Annotated in this window: 20 protein-coding genes; 17 read left to right on the top strand and 3 right to left on the bottom strand. The window is 28.8% G+C overall.

Annotation, left to right across the window (positions count from 1 at the left end; translation table 11 throughout):
* From GXK56_RS24565 to GXK56_RS24535, 7 genes are all read left to right on the top strand, one after another.
* Positions 1 to 170, top strand: a 170-nt coding sequence (locus tag GXK56_RS24565; RefSeq protein WP_202127940.1) for a transposase, incomplete at its 5' end; no start/stop codon positions are given.
* A 291-nt stretch (positions 171 to 461) separates the two neighbouring features.
* Entirely contained in the window at positions 462 to 1,067 is a 606-nt protein-coding gene (gene lexA, locus GXK56_RS24560) for a transcriptional repressor LexA (protein ID WP_160692446.1), read from the top strand.
* Positions 1,068 to 1,125: 58 nt separating this feature from the next.
* On the top strand, positions 1,126 to 1,398 hold the full coding sequence (locus GXK56_RS24555) for a helix-turn-helix domain-containing protein (protein ID WP_202127939.1): 273 nt from the start codon (positions 1,126 to 1,128) through the stop codon (positions 1,396 to 1,398).
* Positions 1,399 to 1,720: 322 nt separating this feature from the next.
* Complete coding sequence (locus GXK56_RS24550; RefSeq protein WP_160692444.1) at positions 1,721 to 2,359, top strand: hypothetical protein; 639 nt, start codon at positions 1,721 to 1,723, stop codon at positions 2,357 to 2,359.
* Positions 2,360 to 2,377: 18 nt separating this feature from the next.
* Positions 2,378 to 2,932, top strand: a complete 555-nt coding sequence (locus GXK56_RS24545; RefSeq protein ID WP_160692451.1) for a hemerythrin domain-containing protein — start codon at positions 2,378 to 2,380, stop codon at positions 2,930 to 2,932.
* A gap of 339 nt (positions 2,933 to 3,271) precedes the next feature.
* Positions 3,272 to 4,909 carry a hydroxylamine reductase gene (gene hcp, locus GXK56_RS24540; RefSeq protein ID WP_160692442.1) on the top strand — a complete coding sequence of 546 codons (1,638 nt, stop codon included), beginning with the start codon at positions 3,272 to 3,274 and terminating at the stop codon, positions 4,907 to 4,909.
* 238 nt (positions 4,910 to 5,147) lie between these two features.
* The gene (locus GXK56_RS24535) at positions 5,148 to 6,392 is read left to right on the top strand and encodes an Nramp family divalent metal transporter (protein WP_160692440.1); all 1,245 of its coding nucleotides are present in this window, start codon (positions 5,148 to 5,150) and stop codon (positions 6,390 to 6,392) included.
* A 69-nt stretch (positions 6,393 to 6,461) separates the two neighbouring features.
* Here the strand turns inward: GXK56_RS24535 and GXK56_RS24530 are convergent, their stop codons facing one another.
* The 3 genes from GXK56_RS24530 to GXK56_RS24520 form a co-directional block, all read right to left on the bottom strand.
* Positions 6,462 to 7,283: an ABC transporter permease gene (locus tag GXK56_RS24530; RefSeq protein ID WP_160692438.1), complete on the bottom strand. Its 822-nt coding sequence runs from the start codon at positions 7,281 to 7,283 to the stop codon at positions 6,462 to 6,464.
* Complete coding sequence (locus GXK56_RS24525) at positions 7,277 to 7,981, bottom strand: ABC transporter ATP-binding protein (RefSeq protein ID WP_243156252.1); 705 nt, start codon at positions 7,979 to 7,981, stop codon at positions 7,277 to 7,279. Before GXK56_RS24525 ends, GXK56_RS24530 begins: the two co-directional genes overlap by 7 nt.
* Before the next feature lie 74 nt (positions 7,982 to 8,055).
* Positions 8,056 to 8,424, bottom strand: coding sequence for a GntR family transcriptional regulator (locus GXK56_RS24520; RefSeq protein WP_160692434.1), 369 nt, complete (start codon positions 8,422 to 8,424; stop codon positions 8,056 to 8,058).
* Positions 8,425 to 8,762: 338 nt separating this feature from the next.
* Between GXK56_RS24520 and GXK56_RS24515 the strand changes: the two genes are divergently transcribed.
* The 10 genes from GXK56_RS24515 to trpS all read left to right on the top strand — a co-directional run bounded on the left by GXK56_RS24515 (position 8,763) and on the right by trpS (position 17,186).
* On the top strand, positions 8,763 to 9,809 hold the full coding sequence (locus tag GXK56_RS24515; protein WP_160692432.1) for a PocR ligand-binding domain-containing protein: 1,047 nt from the start codon (positions 8,763 to 8,765) through the stop codon (positions 9,807 to 9,809).
* A gap of 156 nt (positions 9,810 to 9,965) precedes the next feature.
* The gene (gene nadA / locus GXK56_RS24510) at positions 9,966 to 10,904 is read left to right on the top strand and encodes a quinolinate synthase NadA (protein WP_160692430.1); all 939 of its coding nucleotides are present in this window, start codon (positions 9,966 to 9,968) and stop codon (positions 10,902 to 10,904) included.
* Positions 10,905 to 10,906: 2 nt separating this feature from the next.
* Complete coding sequence (locus GXK56_RS24505; RefSeq protein WP_160692428.1) at positions 10,907 to 12,214, top strand: L-aspartate oxidase; 1,308 nt, start codon at positions 10,907 to 10,909, stop codon at positions 12,212 to 12,214.
* Positions 12,189 to 13,028, top strand: coding sequence for a carboxylating nicotinate-nucleotide diphosphorylase (gene nadC / locus GXK56_RS24500; RefSeq protein WP_160692426.1), 840 nt, complete (start codon positions 12,189 to 12,191; stop codon positions 13,026 to 13,028). The genes GXK56_RS24505 and nadC overlap by 26 nt, the downstream gene beginning before the upstream one ends.
* A 199-nt stretch (positions 13,029 to 13,227) precedes the next feature.
* Positions 13,228 to 13,518 (top strand): nucleotidyltransferase domain-containing protein, encoded by a 291-nt coding sequence (locus GXK56_RS24495; RefSeq protein WP_160692424.1) that lies wholly within the window; start codon positions 13,228 to 13,230, stop codon positions 13,516 to 13,518.
* A 10-nt stretch (positions 13,519 to 13,528) separates the two neighbouring features.
* A complete protein-coding gene (locus tag GXK56_RS24490; protein ID WP_243156249.1) occupies positions 13,529 to 13,900 on the top strand; it encodes an HI0074 family nucleotidyltransferase substrate-binding subunit in 372 nt (123 codons plus the stop codon).
* 146 nt (positions 13,901 to 14,046) lie between these two features.
* A complete protein-coding gene (locus GXK56_RS24485) occupies positions 14,047 to 14,781 on the top strand; it encodes a 4Fe-4S binding protein (RefSeq protein ID WP_160692420.1) in 735 nt (244 codons plus the stop codon).
* 346 nt (positions 14,782 to 15,127) lie between these two features.
* Positions 15,128 to 15,559, top strand: coding sequence for a universal stress protein (locus GXK56_RS24480; RefSeq protein WP_160692418.1), 432 nt, complete (start codon positions 15,128 to 15,130; stop codon positions 15,557 to 15,559).
* Positions 15,560 to 15,895: 336 nt separating this feature from the next.
* A complete protein-coding gene (locus GXK56_RS24475) occupies positions 15,896 to 16,135 on the top strand; it encodes a TIGR04540 family protein (RefSeq protein WP_160692416.1) in 240 nt (79 codons plus the stop codon).
* Positions 16,136 to 16,166: 31 nt separating this feature from the next.
* Positions 16,167 to 17,186 carry a tryptophan--tRNA ligase gene (gene trpS, locus GXK56_RS24470; protein ID WP_160692414.1) on the top strand — a complete coding sequence of 340 codons (1,020 nt, stop codon included), beginning with the start codon at positions 16,167 to 16,169 and terminating at the stop codon, positions 17,184 to 17,186.
* Positions 17,187 to 17,217 lie beyond the last annotated feature (31 nt).

Raw genomic sequence — 17,217 nt, 5'->3', positions numbered from 1 at the left:
GAGTTCTAAAAAGTGATTATGAATTCAATAGATTTTTAACACGTGGAAAAAATAGTGTTAAAACTGAATTTGTTTTGCTTTGTTTTGGTTACAACATTAACAAATTACATTCCAAAATACAAAACGAAAGAACTCAACAGCATCTTCATGAATTAAAATCTACTGCCTAATTATGGAATAAAGTAACTGGGCTTATTTGAATGCGCTTAAAAGTCAGGAATCTTTGAATAATTGATGTCAAATTTAAAATTTTTGGAAATTTATTAGTTTAGACCGAAAAGGAGCATCGCTCCTGATTAAAATTTAATCATTTTGCAACACTCCCTTTTTTATTTACAAAATAATCTAAATGTAGTAACATTATATCGAACAAATGTTTGCAAGAATGAATGTTCTTGTGTGAAATCATAAATAATAAACTAAAGAAGGTATATTTTTATTAGAATAGCGAGGTATAAAGAATGGAAGAAGAAAGAAATAAACAAACTGAAATATATGAATTTTTAAAAGATTATACAGAAAATAAAGGATATCCACCTTCAGTTAGAGAAATTTGCGAAGCTGTAAATTTATCATCAACTTCAACTGTTCATGGACATTTAAAAAGATTAGAGGGAAAAGGATTAATAAAAAGAGATCCAACTAAACCAAGAGCATTAGAAATAGCAGAACTTTCACCCCCTAAAAAGGAAATGATTGATATACCTATAATAGGTAAAATAACAAAAGGAAAGCCAATACTTTATCATGATAATATAGAAGATACGTTTCCTATTCCATTAGATTACATAAGACATGACAAGGAACTTTATATGCTTAGGGTTAAAGATAAAGGAATGATAAAATTAGGGATTAATAGCAATGATTTAGCTATATTAGAAAATACTAAAGAAGTTACAGATGGAGAGATAATAGCAGCAGCTATAAATGATCATATTAAGATAAGAAGATTCTATAAGGAAGAGAGTTGTATTAGATTAGAACCTGAAAATAATGCAATTGAAACTATACTAATAGATGAGTGTACAATATTAGGTAAGTTGGTTGGAATATTTAGATCATTTTAATAGTAGAAAGAATGAAAATGTAGTAAGAGCTAAAAAGTAAAGGAGTTGGAGAATTATAATGGAGAAAAAATTAAAAGAACAAATTATTGATTTACTGAAAGAAATAGTAGAATCACTAAAGCAACCTAAAAATGAAAAGATACAAAAGATAACTTTCACAATTCAGGAAGCTGCACTTTATATTGGTACTTCACGCGAAAAGATAACCGAACTAGTATATAAAACAAATACTGATTTTCCATATTTTAAAGTTGGTGCTAAAACGCTAATAGATAAGAAATTATTAGATAAATGGATTGAAAAAATAACATATGAACATAGAGAGTTGTAATGAAAATAAAAATCTAGGATTATTCTTGGATTTTTATTTTTTTAAATTAAATAGTTTTTATCAATTTTCCATATAAAGTTTGTATTAAAAAATATGAAAATTGTAACATATGATACATAAAAGAAATGATAATTAGAGTATTATTACATCATAGAAAAAGCATAATACTAATTGTAGATATAATAAAAAAATGAATTCGTCAAAAAAACGTCAAAAACAAATGAATAAAATTATAGTATTTTGCACATTTTGAAAAATAATTAAAAAAGAAAAATGGCTTAACTGCAATATATTAAGCCATTTAAATGTAGGAGGAAATGATATGAGTTTATTTTTAGGAAAAATACATTATTGGTTATTTAATAAAATAGTTTGGTTCGAAGGTTTAGAAAAAGATGTAATAGAACTTGCAAAAAGTGAAAATCTTAATATAGAAGCTATAAGTGCAGAAATAGCACAAAAATATGGAGATATGCTTCCAGATAAGCCTTTAGAAGATATGATTGATACAGGAAATATTCATGGCTGGTTACAAGAAAAAATAACATGTGCTGAAGGAAGAATGGCAGCTTGGACTTTTAAAGTTCTTGAAAATGATAAAGATGGATTAAATAAATTAGAAAAGATTTATATTGAGCAAGGGATTAAGGCAGGTAATGAAGTGAAAGAAGCTTCAGAAGAAGTTGACAATGCTGTAGATATGTTCAATAAAATAAATGATTATATTTTAGATGGAATGCCTTGTGATAGAGTAAATGAAGTTATCATATCAGAAGAAAATATGGTTAAATGGGTTAGAAATGTATGTGTTCATAAGAATATATGGGAAAAAGAAAAGGTATCTGTTGATTTATTTTATAATTTAAGAGGTTTATGGATTAAATCATTTGTAAATACCATTAGTAGTGATTTTAAATATGTAGAAGATGAAGACAATACATTTACAATAGAGAAAAATTAAAAATAAGGAGTTGTTATGATGAATGCTATTGAAATAATGATGGAAGAGCACCAATGCATCTTGCGTATGCTTAAAGTAGTAAGAAAAGCATGTTATAAAGTGTTAAAGGGTTCTGAAATAGACTATGAAGATTTTTATTTAATAATCGACTTTATAAGAAATTATGCTGATGGACATCATCATAATAAAGAAGAAATAATGCTCTTTAATAGAATGGTAGAAAATTTAGGAGCTTTAGGTGAAAAAACTATAAAGTATGGAATGTTAGTAGAACATGATTTAGGAAGACTTTATGTAAATAATCTTGTTGCAGCCATTGAAAAAACAAAAGAGGGCAATGAAGAAGCGAAATTAGATGTAATAGCAAATGCTATTTCATATGGTGAGTTACTACAAAGACATATAGATAAGGAAGATAAAGTTATATATAATTTTGCAAAGAGAGAATTAAAGGCTGAAGTTATTGAAGTGATTGATAAAGAATGTTTAGAGTATGAAAATACTAACACAGAAGTTAAAGATAAAAATATTCTTATCTTAGAAAAATTAGAGAATAAGTATACACCAATATAAAGAGCAGCTATGCTGCAATAAGGAACTTCTCACCAATATAAAGAGCAGCTATGCACTTCTGAAAGGAGCAGCTATGCTGCAATACGGAACTTATCTGCAATTAGGTATTTAAATATAGGTAAGAAGTAAAAGAGAATGGTTTATCCATTCTTTTTTATGTTGAAAAAAGCTATTAAAAGTAAATCGATTCATAAAATTTTTGAAATAAAAAATAGTGTGTAACATATGAAACATACTATTAAACTATTTCAAGATAAAATAAGCTTACAGGGTTGGTAATTAACCCCTTGGTAAATTAAAAATAAATAATAATAATATATAAATGGAGGAGATTTTAGGATGGATAATAAAATGTTTTGTTTTCAATGTCAAGAAGCAGCAGGATGTACAGGTTGTACTGTAAAAGGTGTATGTGGAAAAACTCCTGACCTTGCAAAAATGCAAGATTTATTAATATATGTAACAAGAGGATTATCAGAAGTAGCAACAAGAGCTAGAGCAGAAGGAATTGAAGTATCACAAGCTATAAATACTACAGTAACAATGAACCTTTTTACTACTATAACTAATGCTAACTTTGATAAAGAAGTATTTTATGGAAGAGTTAAAGATACTTTAAAATTAAAAGAAGAATTATTAGGAAAATTAAGTAATAAAGAAAACTTAAGTGGGGCTGCTTTATATACAGCTGAAACTAGAAGTGAAATGGAAGCTAAAGCAGAAACAGTTGGAGTTTTAGCTACTGAAAATGAAGATATAAGAAGTTTAAGAGAACTTATCACATATGGATTAAAAGGATTATCTGCATACATGAAACATGCAAATGCTTTAGGATATGAAGATGAAAATATCTGTGCATTTATGCAAAAAGCATTATCATTAACAGCTGATAATAATGTAACTATAGATGAATATATTGGATTAACTTTAGAAACTGGAAAATTTGGTGTTGATGGAATGGCTTTATTAGATAAAGCTAATACTGAAAGCTACGGTAATCCAGAAGCAACAAAAGTTAATATTGGAGTTAAAGGAAATCCAGGAATATTAATTTCAGGACATGATTTAAAAGATTTAGAGCAATTATTAATACAAACAGAAGGAACAGGAGTAGATGTTTATACTCACTCTGAAATGTTACCAGCTCATTATTATCCAGAATTCAAGAAATATTCAAATTTAGTAGGTAACTACGGAAATGCATGGTGGAAGCAACCAGAAGAATTTGAAAGTTTTAATGGACCAATACTTATGACTACTAACTGTATAGTTCCTCCAAGAGATAGTTATAAGAATAGATTATATACTACAGGTTCATCAGGATATGAAGGATGTACTCATATTACTGCTGATGAAAACGGAAAGAAAGATTTCTCTGCAATTATTGAACAAGCTAAGACATGTGAAGCACCAGTTCAAATTGAAGAAGGAGAAATCGTTGGTGGATTTGCTCATAATCAAGTATTAGCATTAGCTGATAAAGTAGTTGACGCAGTAAAAACAGGAGCAATAAAGAAATTCTTTGTTATGGCAGGATGTGATGGTAGACAAAAAGCTAGATCATACTACACAGACTTTGCTGCAGCACTACCAAAAGATACAGTTATCTTAACAGCAGGATGTGCAAAATATAAATATAATAAATTAGACTTAGGAGATATCGGTGGAATTCCTAGAGTTCTAGATGCAGGACAATGTAATGATTCTTACTCATTAGCAGTAATTGCATTAAAACTTAAAGAAGTATTTGGTCTTGAAGATATAAATGAATTACCAATAGCATTTAATATTGCATGGTATGAACAAAAAGCTGTAATAGTATTATTATCATTATTACACTTAGGAGTGAAGAACATTCACTTAGGACCAACACTTCCAGCCTTCCTTTCACCAAATGTAGCTAACGTTTTAGTTGAAAACTTTGGTATTGGCGGAATTACAAATGTTGATGATGATATCAAAATGTTTTTAAACTAATACTAAGATTAAAATAAACCATCAAGAATTTATAGAGATTATAAATTCTTGATGGTTTATTGATTGTGTCTAATTATCAATGTTTAATACTTAATAAGTATGATAAACTTACAAAATTTACTGTGAATTGTGGATTATAAAATATAATATATATATAATTAATAATAAAAAGGTGATATAATTAAAAAAAGAGAATGAGAATAATTATCAATTAAAAGAAAGGATTTAAATATATATTATGAAGAAAGATAATTTTATTTATAAATGGAAAAAGTTCACAGGAAATGAATTTTTAAAATATGTAGGACCAGGAATTTTGGTTACAGTAGGATTTATTGATCCTGGTAACTGGGCATCAAATATTGCAGCTGGATCTAGCTATGGTTATAAATTACTTTGGATTGTTACGCTATCAACAATAATGCTTATCTTGCTTCAGCACAATGCGGCACATTTAGGTATAGTAACTGGACTTTGCATTTCGGAAGCAATAAATAAACATATGAAACCATCTATTGGAAAATTAATAACTGGAACAGCAGTACTCGCAGCTATAGGTACTGCAATGGCAGAAATATTGGGAGCAGCTATAGCATTAAAAATGTTATTTCATATACCTATAAAAATAGGTTCTACAATATCCGCAATACTAATTATATTTATGTTATTTACAAATTCATATAGAAGAATAGAAAAAGTTATTATAGGTTTTGTATCAATAATAGGGCTATCATTTATCTTTGAGACAGCACTTGTAAATGTTAATTGGGGTGAGGCAGCAAAAAGTTTAGTGATTCCTAATATTCCAAATGGTTCATTGCCAATAATAATGAGTGTTTTAGGTGCAGTTGTTATGCCTCATAATTTATTTTTACATTCTGAAGTAATTCAAAGTAGAAAGTGGAATTTAAAGGATAAAACAGTAATTGAAAAGCAACTAAAATATGAATTTATGGATACTTTGTTATCAATGATAATAGGTTTTGTTATAAACAGTTCAATGATATTAGTTGCAATAACATTTTTTGATAATGGTGTTAATGTAACAGAACTTGAACAAGCCCAAGTAATGTTAAAGCCATTATTAGGAAGTAGTTCGGCTTTAGTATTTGCAATAGCTTTGCTTTTTGCAGGAATAGCATCTTGTATTACTGCAGGTATGGCAGGAGGATCTATATTTGCTGGCTTGTTTGCAGAAGAATATGATATAAATAATAAGCACAGTAAAGTAGGCGTATTAATTACTATTTTATTAGCTTTATTAATAATATTTTTTGTTGATAATCCATTTAATGGTCTGGTATATTCACAAATGTTATTAAGTGTACAACTTCCTATAACTATTTTTAGTCAGCTATATTTAACTTCATCAAAAAAGGTTATGGGAGAATATAAAAATACATTAACAGAAAATATTATTTTATGGATTATTGGTGGAATTGTAACAATTCTAAATATTATGTTATTAATAAGCAGCATTTAAGGTATGTGAAAAACCTCGTTATGCATTATGAAAATATGCTAACGAGGTTTCTAATTTTATCTGTTTTAATTATTCTAAGTTTAATTTATTTTTTAATATATAAGTTGTGATTATAAAATATGCTATGAAGAATAATAAATTAAATACAGTAACTCCAATTATAAAACCATGAACTACTATAAATGCAGAAGCACCATTTAAATGTATATTTTGTAAATGATCAAGGCGGTTACCTATAATTGAAAAAGTTAATCCTACAATACTAGAAATTGCTCCTGAAATGAAACTTAAACCTATAAATGCACCAAAAGCGGAAAGTATTCTGTGTTTACTAAACAAATGCCCAATTGATATTGAAGCATAAATCATTGAAAGAGATCTTAAAAGAGCAACAAGCATTAAAATAATTATTTCAAAAATAAATACATAAAGCTGCATACCGATTTCTGAGTAACCTTTTGATAGTGCATCAAACATTTCTGAGAAGAATTTACCAAACTCTACAGGATCAAATGCCATTATAAGTATAGAAATAATTGCAACAAAGCCACTTATAATATTCCAAAAACCAGCAATCGAAAGTTTACTTGTTATGTTTGTTATTGTACTTACAGGTATAGTATTCATTAAATAGCCTTCATCTCCAAGTAAATTTTTATAAAATCTTTGGATTATTACAAAGAAAGTAACTATAAATACTGCAGCCATTGTACATCCGTAGCCAAAGATACTAAGAATAAATGGTATTGAACCAAAACCTTCAAGTTTATGAGCAAGACCTGCTCCTATAAAAATTTTATTAATAATTGCAAAGGCTAATAATGCAATGTAAAGAGGAATAAGGGTTCTAGCCGTAGCTTTTAATTCGTATTTCATTAATTTTCCTAACATCTAAATACCTCCCTAAATAGAGTATCAACACTCTTACCTTCATTTTCTCTAATCTCATCAACACTCTTAGTTAAGAATATATTTCCATATGAAATAAAGACTACATCATCTAATATTCTTTCAATATCTGAAATAAGATGAGTTGATATAATAATAGTAGCATTTTCATTATAATTAGTTATTATAGTATTTAAAATATAATCTCTAGCAGCTGGATCAACGCCAGCTATTGGTTCATCTAATAAATATAAATCAGCTTCTCTACTCATTACTAAAATCAGCTGAACTTTTTCTTTGGTACCTTTAGACATAGTCTTTAATTTATCATTAGGATTAATATTTAGTTTTTCAAGCATAGCATATGCTTTTTCAGGATTAAAATTATCATAAAAATCTTTGAAGAAATTAATAATATCAGAAACCTTCATCCAGTCATTTAAATAAGTACGTTCAGGTAAATATGATACAATTTTTTTTGTTTCAACTCCAGGTTTGTTTCCAGCAATTAATATTTCTCCACTAGATGGTGTTAAAAGACCATTTGCAAGCTTTATAAGTGTACTTTTTCCACTCCCATTAGGTCCCAATAAACCAACGATTCTTCCGCGATTAATAGTTAAATTAATTCCTTTTAGAGCTTGTGAATTAGCATAAGTTTTAACTAAATTTCTACATTCTAAAATAGGGCTGTTATCCAAGCTACTATTTGCAAAGTCAGAAGTTGAATTAATTTTATTATTGTCGTAAAGCATATTATTTTCATCATTATTCATTATTTCATCTCCTTAGATATTATTTTTATAAGTTCTATTGCTTCTTGCTTTGTATATCCTATTTTTTCCATATTAAAAAGGAATTTTTGAATTTGTTCTTTGGCTAAACCATTTCTAATATCTTTAATCATATTACTATCCTCCGTAATAAATCTGCCACTAGTTCTTTGTGTATAAACCAAACCTGTTCTTTCTAGTTCTGTAAGTGCTTTTTGCATTGTGTTAGGATTAACCGATGCATCACTTGCCATTTCTCTAACAGATGGTAGTTTTTCACCAACTTTATATATACCTGAAACTATTCTAAGTTGAATTTGTTCCATAAGTTGTAGATAAATTGGTCTTTCGTCATTAAAGTTCCATGACATAAGCTCACTCCTTTTTCAAAAAGTATTTTGTATTATTGTACTAAGTCGTTAATACAATAATACAATCAAGATTAATATTTGTCAATAGATGGAATGGAATAATTTATTTCAAAAAAATTACAGAAAAGTTAAGTGAATAGTGTGATAAATACAAAAAAATCAAAAAAATAATCCAAAAACATTCAAGTTAGTAAAAATTAAGTCGATAATTAAAATGATAAATAAAACGAATAAAAAAGGATGTAAAAGAATTTTAGAGATTAATTCAAAATAATGTCTAAAAAAATCGGAAGAATAAAGGATTTATTAATATTTTCTAAAGGGAAAGGAAGATTGCTATGATAAAAATGTTAGATGATAATCGCTTGGATATGGATGAGTTAGAGATAAAGGACATAATAGATATTAAATTGCTTCAAAAATTTCAAGATGATTTCGCTTTTGCAATGAATTGTGCTAGTGTTACAGTGGATAAGAATGGAACGCCTGTAACAGACCCAAGCAGTTACACAAGATTTTGTGATGGTTTTGTTCACTCTACTAAAAAGGGTGATGATAGATGTGCTGCATCTCATAAGAGAATGGGAGAAGAGGCGGCAAGAACTGGAAAACCATATGTAGGTGCTTGCCATGCAGGCCTTGTAGATTTTGCCGCACCTATTATTGTAGAAGGAAAATTAATAGGAACAGTTTTGGGTGGACAAATGTTAACAGAAAAACCTAAAGAAAATAATTTTATACAAATTGCAAAAGAGATTGATGTAAATCCACAAGGCTTTGTAGATGCAGCTAATGAAGTTAACATAGTAGATTTTAGACATATAGAAAAAGCTGCGAATGTGCTATTTATTGTTGTAAATTCCTTGGCTAAAAATGGATATAATCAAATTGAATTAGATTTAGTAGCAAAAAGATTATCAAATAACTCTATGAAAGTATCAGCAACAGTAGAAGAGCTTTCTGCATCAGCAGCAGAAATCGCATCTCAACAAGGAGAATTAAACAATGAAATAGCTCAAGTAGGAGTGGTTACAGAACAAATAAATACAATACTTGATGCTATAAAAAGTATTGCAGCTCAAACCAAAATGCTTGGACTTAATGCTTCTATAGAAGCTGCACGTGCAGGAGAAGTTGGTAAAGGATTTTCTGTCGTAGCAAAAGAAATAAAGAATTTAGCTGAAAGTTCAAGAGAAACAGCTAAAACAATTTCAGACCTAACAACTAAAATACAAGAATCAGTGAATGGAACTATTAAAAATTCTAAAATAACTTTAGAAACGACTCAGGAACAATCAAAGGCTATGGAAGAAGTTAGTGCGAATATCCAAGATTCTGTATATATAGCAGAGCAATTAAGTGGTATGATGGAAAAATTAAAATAATAATAAGTAATAATCATCTTAAAATGACCAAGTGTATACTGTTTGTTTTGAGGTGATTTTTTTATGTTTAATTTAGTTGAACATATAAAATTGTAGTGATATAATATGTTTATTGGTGTATATACACCTGTAAAAGTAAAATGAAGAGGTGTAAATATGGAGAGAGATTTAGTACAAGAAATATTAAGACTGAAGAAAGAAAGAAATGCGATTATTCTTGCTCATTTTTACCAGCCGGGAATTATTCAAGAATTAGCAGATTATGTGGGGGATTCATATTATTTGAGCGAAATTGCTAGAGACTGCAAGGAAGAAGTTATAATGTTTTGTGGAGTTAGATTTATGGCAGAAAGTGCAAAGATTTTATCACCTGAGAAGAAAGTTATAATGCCATGTCTTAGTGCAGGATGTTCTATGGCAGATATGGCGAGCGGTAAAGGGGTAATAGAACTTAAGGAAAAATATCCAGAGGCATATGTAGTGTGTTATATAAATTCAACATATAATGTAAAAGCACATTGTGATTTGTCCGTAACATCCTCAAGTGCATTAAACATATTAAAAAATGTACCTAATAAGCAAATACTATTCTTACCAGATAGAAATTTAGGGGGATATATTGCTGAGTTTTTCCCAGAAAAAGAATTTATATTATGGGATGGATTTTGCAGATGCCATAATAAAATAAGCAGAGAAGATATATTGGAAGAAAAAGAAAAACATAGAGAAGCTAAAGTGTTAGTTCATCCAGAATGTACAAAAGAAATAAGAGATATAGCAGACTATGTTGGAAGTACAAGCGGAATTATAGAGTATGCAACTAAAGATGAAGGTAATGAATTTATTGTAGGAACAGAAGAAGGAATTTTACATGAATTAAAAAAGAAAAATCCAAATAAAAGTTTTTATATTCCGGGAGATAGCATTTGTTGTCAAGACATGAAGAAGACAACCCTTGAAAATTTGCATGATACCCTATTAAATATGAAAAATGAAATAATTTTAGATGAAGAAATTAGAATAAAGGCTTTAAGATCTTTAGAGAATATGCATAAATTAGGATCTGTAAAAGCTGAAAAGGTATCAGGTAATTAAAAATGAATAAATTTATTGATGTACTAATAATAGGCTCAGGGGTATCAGGCCTTTATTGTGCATTAAATTTAAGAAGAGATTTAAATATATTAGTAGTATGCAAAGAAAAAATAAGCTGTAGTAATACCTATCTTGCACAAGGAGGGATATCCGTTGCAAGGGGATTTAAAGATATCCCAGTTTATATAGAGGACACATTAAAAGCTGGAAAATATAAAAATGACTTAGAAGCTGTTAAAGTTTTAACCTCTGAGTCCATGGAAAATATAAATTCATTAATTGAAATGGGAATGAAATTTGATAGAAATGAAGACAATACTTTAGATTTCACTAAGGAGGGAGCACATTCCATAAACAGAATAGTGCATACCAAGGATAACACAGGAGAAAGTACAGCTAAAATTCTCATAGAGAGAGTAAAAGAAAGAGAAAATATAAGTGTTTATGAAGATACATATTTTGTAGATATAATAGTAAAAGGCTCCAAATGCATCGGTGCCATATTAGTAAGAGAAAATGAGCAGATAAATATCTATTCTAAAACAGTTATATTGGCAACCGGTGGAATAGGCGGATTGTTTAATAATTCAACTAATCAAAGGATATTGACTGGAGATGGAATTGCAGTTGCAGTTAAACACAATTTAAAGTTAAAAGACTTGAATTATATTCAAATTCATCCAACAGCTTTTTATGAAGAAAAAAGTAATCAAAGAAGATTTTTAATATCTGAATCATTAAGAGGTGAAGGTGGAATTCTCACTAATGTAAGAGGTGAAAGATTTATTAACGAACTTTTGCCAAGAGATGTAGTATCAGAAGCAGTATATGAACAAATCAGACAAACTGAAACTCCATATGTAAATTTAGATATAAGATTTTTAGGAAAGGATTATATAGTAGAAAGATTTTCAACTATATATGAAGAGTGTTTGAAAAGGGGAACAGATATAACAAAAGAGTGTATAAAGGTTTCACCAGCACAACACTTTTTTATGGGTGGCATAAAGGTAGATTTAGATTCAAAAACATCTATGGAAAATTTATATGCAGTTGGAGAGACAAGCTGTACAGGAATACATGGAGCAAATAGGCTTGCAAGTAATTCACTACTTGAAGGATTGGTATTTTCAAGAAGAGCTGCTTTTTCTATTAATAAAATTGTGGATAATGTAGATATTGAAGTATTGCCAGTAAACCAATTAAGCCAAACTATAGATGAAATAGCTGTTGAAAACAAAGAATTGGTTATGAAGGTCATAAAGGAAAGTGGGGGAAAGCTGGATGCTGAATTTCTTAGTTATAGATAAGATAATAAAAGATGCACTTTTAGAAGATGTTCCAAGTGAGGATATAACAACAAATTCTATTATAGGTGAAGATAGTACTGCTACAGTAGAGTTATTATGCAAAGAAGAAGGTATAGTTGCAGGACTTCAAGTCTTTAAAAGAGTATTTGATATATTAGGAGGAGTAGAAGTTCAATTATTTAAAAGAGATGGAGATAAGGTATTCTTCAAAGAAAAAGTAGCGTTTTTAAAAGGAAATACAAGAAATTTGTTAGTTGGAGAAAGGGTAGCATTAAATTTGCTTCAGAGAATGAGTGGAATAGCTACATTAACAAATAAGTATGCATATGAAATTAAGCATACAAATACAAAGCTATTAGATACGAGAAAAACAACACCAAATCTTAGAATATTAGAAAAGTATTCCGTAAAAGTTGGTGGCGGATGTAATCATAGATTTAATTTATCAGATGGAGTTATGCTTAAGGATAACCATATAAGTGCAGCTGGTGGAATAAAGAAGGCCGTTGATTTCGCACGAAGTAATTCTTCATTTGTTAGAAAAATAGAGGTGGAAACAGAAAATTTAGAAATGGTTAAAGAAGCGTTAGAAGCTGAAGCAGACATAATAATGTTAGATAATATGAATTTAGATTTAGCAAGACAAGCAATAGAGATAATAGGTAATAAGGCTTTAACAGAGTTTTCTGGAAATGTAGAGCTAAGCAATATTAAAAAAATTGCAGAACTAGGTGTAGATTATATATCAGTAGGTGCATTAACCCATTCATCAAAAATATTGGATTTTAGTATGAAAAATTTAACTTTAATTTAGAAAGTAAAGAATAGTTATAGGTGAATCATATGCATCTATAACTATTTTTGTATAGTGTTTCATATATCGATACTAATATAGTCGTATATTTTATTGAAACAATTAATATAAGTGGTTTATAATAATATTAAAATTAAGCAGTCATAATGATTTAGGAATATAAAAATAGTAATGTTTCCTAAATGCGGAGGGAGATACTTTGAATTTAGAAAAGAGAATAATTGATGAAATTAAAGAGATTGCAAGCAGATATCAATGTATAAAAAAAGTAACGCTTTTTGGTTCAAGGGCAAGAGGAGATAATGGAAGTAAAAGTGATATTGATTTAGCTGTATATTCAGATGGGTCTATATCAGAATTCATTGAAGATATTGAAATGAATACGCATACTTTGTTGGAATTCGATTTTTCAGATATGAATTGTATAAAGGATGATTTTTTTAAAGAACAAATAAATAGTGAAGGAATAGTAATTTATGAGAAGTATTGATTTTAAATATATGAATTTAAAAAGAGCTTATGATAGACTTTTGGAAGTGAGAAATTTATATGATGGTAAAGATGATATAGTTAGAGATAGTCTTATTCAAAGGTTTGAATTTACCTATGAACTTACGCATAAGACTCTAAAGGAATTCATGAAGTACCTAGGAGTAACACTTGAAAATTCATTTCCGCGAACAATATTTAAAAAGGCATATGTAAATAACTTAATTTCAGATGATTTAGTTTGGATAAGTTTATTAGAAGATAGAAATTCTACTTCTCATATTTATAATGAAAAATTAGCTGATGAAATAGCTGATAGAATTGTGAATAAATATGTTGATGCTATTGGTGAACTGGTTGTAAACTTAGAAAAATTAAAATAATATTATTCTGTCACAAATGAAACAGAAATAAAAGTTACATTTTTGTATAATAACATCATAAAGTAAATCCTTTGATACAAATAGTGAAGAAGAACGGTTTATTTAATATAAATATAATTCTAAATAATAATAGGATGGTGAAATTTATGATAAGAAGAGTGATCAAGATAGATGAGGAAAAATGTAATGGTTGTGGACTTTGTGCAAGTGCTTGTCATGAGGGGGCAATTGGAATTATAAATGGAAAAGCTAAGTTGTTACGTGATGATTATTGCGATGGACTTGGAGATTGTCTTCCATCATGTGCAACAGGTGCTATAACTTTTGAAGAACGTGAAGCTGAGCCTTATGATGAAGAGGCTGTAAAAATAAATATGGAAAAGAGAAAGGCAGAACAAAAGAAAATACAAATGAACAATAATGAAAAAATATCTTTTGGATGTCCAGGATCTCAATCAAAGGTAATTAATCATAATAAAGTAGAGGTTAAAAAGGAGATAGCAATTGGTGAAATTGGTTCACAATTAAATCAATGGCCTGTTCAAATTAAACTTGTGTCACCAAATGCGCCTTACCTTAATAATTCTAATCTACTTATAGCAGCAGATTGTACAGCTTATGCATATGGTGATTTTCATAATAAATTTATAAAGAATAGAATAACATTAATAGGATGTCCAAAACTTGATGAAGGTGACTATTCAGAGAAGTTAACAGCTATTTTAAAAATGAATGAGATAAAAAGTCTTACGGTAGTAAGAATGGAGGTTCCTTGCTGTGGTGGAATAGTAAATGCAGTTAAAAATGCACTTAAGGCAAGTGATAAACTAATTCCTTGGCAAGTAGTAACAATTTCAACTGGTGGAGAAATTATTGAATAAGATTAAATTATAATTAAGATGTATTTTTGTCAGGACTTCTGATAAAAATACATCTTAATCTTTATTGGTAATAGTCACCACTTTATTAATGGAAAAATATACACCTATGAAAAGAGCAGCTATGCTGCAATACGGAACTTTCCTGCAAATAAAATCATTTCACCAATAAAAAATAGAGGATATTAAGGCCATTATGTAGAATAATTATGCACCTATGAAAAGAGCAGCTATGCTGCAATACGGAACTTTCTTGCAAATAAAATCATTTCACTAATTAAAAATAGAGGATATTAAGGCCATTATGTAGAATAATTATGTTAACTAGATATTTAAAGGGGGAGTATATATGAATAAGAGGAAAGTATTAGTACCAATAGATGGAACTGAAAGAAGTATGCATTCTTTAGAATTTGTTAGGGAGATATTTCCAAAAGAGTCTGCTGAAATACTTATCATGCACGTAAAAGAACTGGTATTGATAAATGAAATGATAGTTGCGGATGAAATTAAATTTGCACAGGAACTAGGCGAAGAAATACTAGAAGCAGCAAGAGAAAAGATGAAAGATTACAAGACAGAAACATATTTTACTTTTGGATATCCAGGAGATGAGATTATAAAGAAGGCAACTGAAGAAAATGTGGGAATAATAGTTATGACAAAGTCTACTAAAAGAGGGTTAACTAGAATTATTGGATCAGTAACAACAAATGTTGTAAAACGAGCAAAATGTATTGTAATGATAGTTCCTAATGATTTCACAATTAGTATTAAATAATTTTATAAGTCGTATGAAAATAAATTTTAAAACTATCTTATAAAAGTTTTATTTTAGGGTATTATTTAAATAAAATAAAAAATAATAGACCAGCATGCTTATCTATTTTGCACCATATTGTATTGGCAATTCTGATAATAGCTCGCTACTAAAAGAATTTTCCATTTGTCTGATACGAAGTAGATGTAGCTTTTTGGTCTATTATTTTGTTTTATGTGTATTAGGTTTGAATATGGAATTTTCCTATATATAATGATATAATAAATCGAAACTTATTTACTAAGATAGATTCAAATAAATCTTTAAAAATATATTTTTAGTGTTAAGGAGAAAGAGATGAGAGCAGTTTACAGAAACCCTAAAGAATTAGCAACATGTTTAAAGGATATCGTAGATACATATGAAGATGATTTAATTTCATATGAAAAGATGGAAGAAAGAATCGTGAAAATTGTTGAAGCTAATAAGGAAGCTATTTATAAAGAAAAAAACATGTCAGTAAAAATAGCTAATGTTTTAGGAGATAAAAGGGTAGAGATCATAAATAAGATAGTACAAAATAAAACAGAAGCTTAGTTATTATTTGCGTTTTAGGAGTGAATTTTAAATGGATAAGAAAATTATATTGACAGGAGATCGACCTACTGGAAAGTTACATATAGGACACTATATTGGGTCTTTAAAAAATAGAGTAACATTGCAGGAATCAGGATTATATGAAAGCTTTATAATGATTGCAGATCAACAAGCTTTAACAGATAATGCAAGAAATCCTGAAAAAATTAGAAACAGCTTAACAGAAGTTGCATTAGATTACTTGGCAGTTGGAATTGATCCAAGTAAATCAACTATATTTATACAATCACAAATACCTGAATTGAATGAGCTTACTATGCATTATTTAAATCTTGTTACATTATCAAGATTAGAAAGAAATCCAACAGTTAAGCAAGAGATAAAACAAAAGAATTTTGAAAATAGTATACCAGCAGGATTCCTAATTTATCCTGTAAGTCAGGCTGCTGATATAACAGCCTTTAAAGCAACTACAGTTCCAGTTGGAGAAGATCAATTGCCTATGATTGAACAAACTAGAGAAATTGTAAGAAGTTTTAACTCAATATATGGAGAAGTTCTAGTTGAACCAGATGCGGTTCTACCAAGTTCCAATGCAGGAAGACTACCAGGTACTGATGGAAAGGCTAAAATGAGCAAATCAATAGGAAATTGTATATATTTATCTGATGATGCAGATACAATTAAAAAGAAAGTTATGTCTATGTATACAGATCCTAATCATATTAGAGTAGAAGATCCAGGGCAAATTGAAGGAAATACTGTATTTACTTATTTAGATGTTTTTGCACAAGACAAAGCTGCAGTTGAAGAAATGAAAGAGCATTATAAGCGTGGTGGACTTGGGGATGTTAAAGTTAAAAAATACTTAAATGAAGTAATACAGGCAGAACTTGAACCAATAAGAAATAGAAGATTAGAATTTGCTAAAGATATTGATGCTGTATACGATATGCTGAAGGATGGCAGTGATAAAGCTAGAGCAGTAGCAGCTAATACCTTAAGAGAAGTACGCGAAGCAATGGGGATTGAATACTTTAGTAAAAGATAAATGGATGAATTAATTCATTAAAAGGGGTGTG

The sequence above is a fragment of the Clostridium sp. C2-6-12 genome, assembly GCF_009928485.1.
Classification (GTDB): domain Bacteria; phylum Bacillota; class Clostridia; order Clostridiales; family Clostridiaceae; genus Clostridium.
The sequence above is the reverse complement of the archived record's forward strand: the minus strand, read 5'-3'. Positions and strand labels throughout refer to the sequence as shown.

Coding starts and splice junctions, on each gene's coding strand:
- GXK56_RS24515 (WP_160692432.1), top strand. CDS start 8,763: ATGATAAAAATGTTAGATGATAATCGCTTGGATATGGATGAGTTAGAG.
- GXK56_RS24530 (WP_160692438.1), bottom strand. CDS start 7,283: ATGTTAGGAAAATTAATGAAATACGAATTAAAAGCTACGGCTAGAACC.
- nadC (WP_160692426.1), top strand. CDS start 12,189: ATGCTGAATTTCTTAGTTATAGATAAGATAATAAAAGATGCACTTTTA.
- GXK56_RS24505 (WP_160692428.1), top strand. CDS start 10,907: ATGAATAAATTTATTGATGTACTAATAATAGGCTCAGGGGTATCAGGC.
- GXK56_RS24490 (WP_243156249.1), top strand. CDS start 13,529: ATGAATTTAAAAAGAGCTTATGATAGACTTTTGGAAGTGAGAAATTTA.
- GXK56_RS24480 (WP_160692418.1), top strand. CDS start 15,128: ATGAATAAGAGGAAAGTATTAGTACCAATAGATGGAACTGAAAGAAGT.
- nadA (WP_160692430.1), top strand. CDS start 9,966: ATGGAGAGAGATTTAGTACAAGAAATATTAAGACTGAAGAAAGAAAGA.
- GXK56_RS24550 (WP_160692444.1), top strand. CDS start 1,721: ATGAGTTTATTTTTAGGAAAAATACATTATTGGTTATTTAATAAAATA.
- GXK56_RS24545 (WP_160692451.1), top strand. CDS start 2,378: ATGAATGCTATTGAAATAATGATGGAAGAGCACCAATGCATCTTGCGT.
- GXK56_RS24485 (WP_160692420.1), top strand. CDS start 14,047: ATGATAAGAAGAGTGATCAAGATAGATGAGGAAAAATGTAATGGTTGT.
- GXK56_RS24535 (WP_160692440.1), top strand. CDS start 5,148: ATGAAGAAAGATAATTTTATTTATAAATGGAAAAAGTTCACAGGAAAT.
- hcp (WP_160692442.1), top strand. CDS start 3,272: ATGGATAATAAAATGTTTTGTTTTCAATGTCAAGAAGCAGCAGGATGT.
- GXK56_RS24520 (WP_160692434.1), bottom strand. CDS start 8,424: ATGTCATGGAACTTTAATGACGAAAGACCAATTTATCTACAACTTATG.
- GXK56_RS24475 (WP_160692416.1), top strand. CDS start 15,896: ATGAGAGCAGTTTACAGAAACCCTAAAGAATTAGCAACATGTTTAAAG.
- GXK56_RS24555 (WP_202127939.1), top strand. CDS start 1,126: ATGGAGAAAAAATTAAAAGAACAAATTATTGATTTACTGAAAGAAATA.
- lexA (WP_160692446.1), top strand. CDS start 462: ATGGAAGAAGAAAGAAATAAACAAACTGAAATATATGAATTTTTAAAA.
- trpS (WP_160692414.1), top strand. CDS start 16,167: ATGGATAAGAAAATTATATTGACAGGAGATCGACCTACTGGAAAGTTA.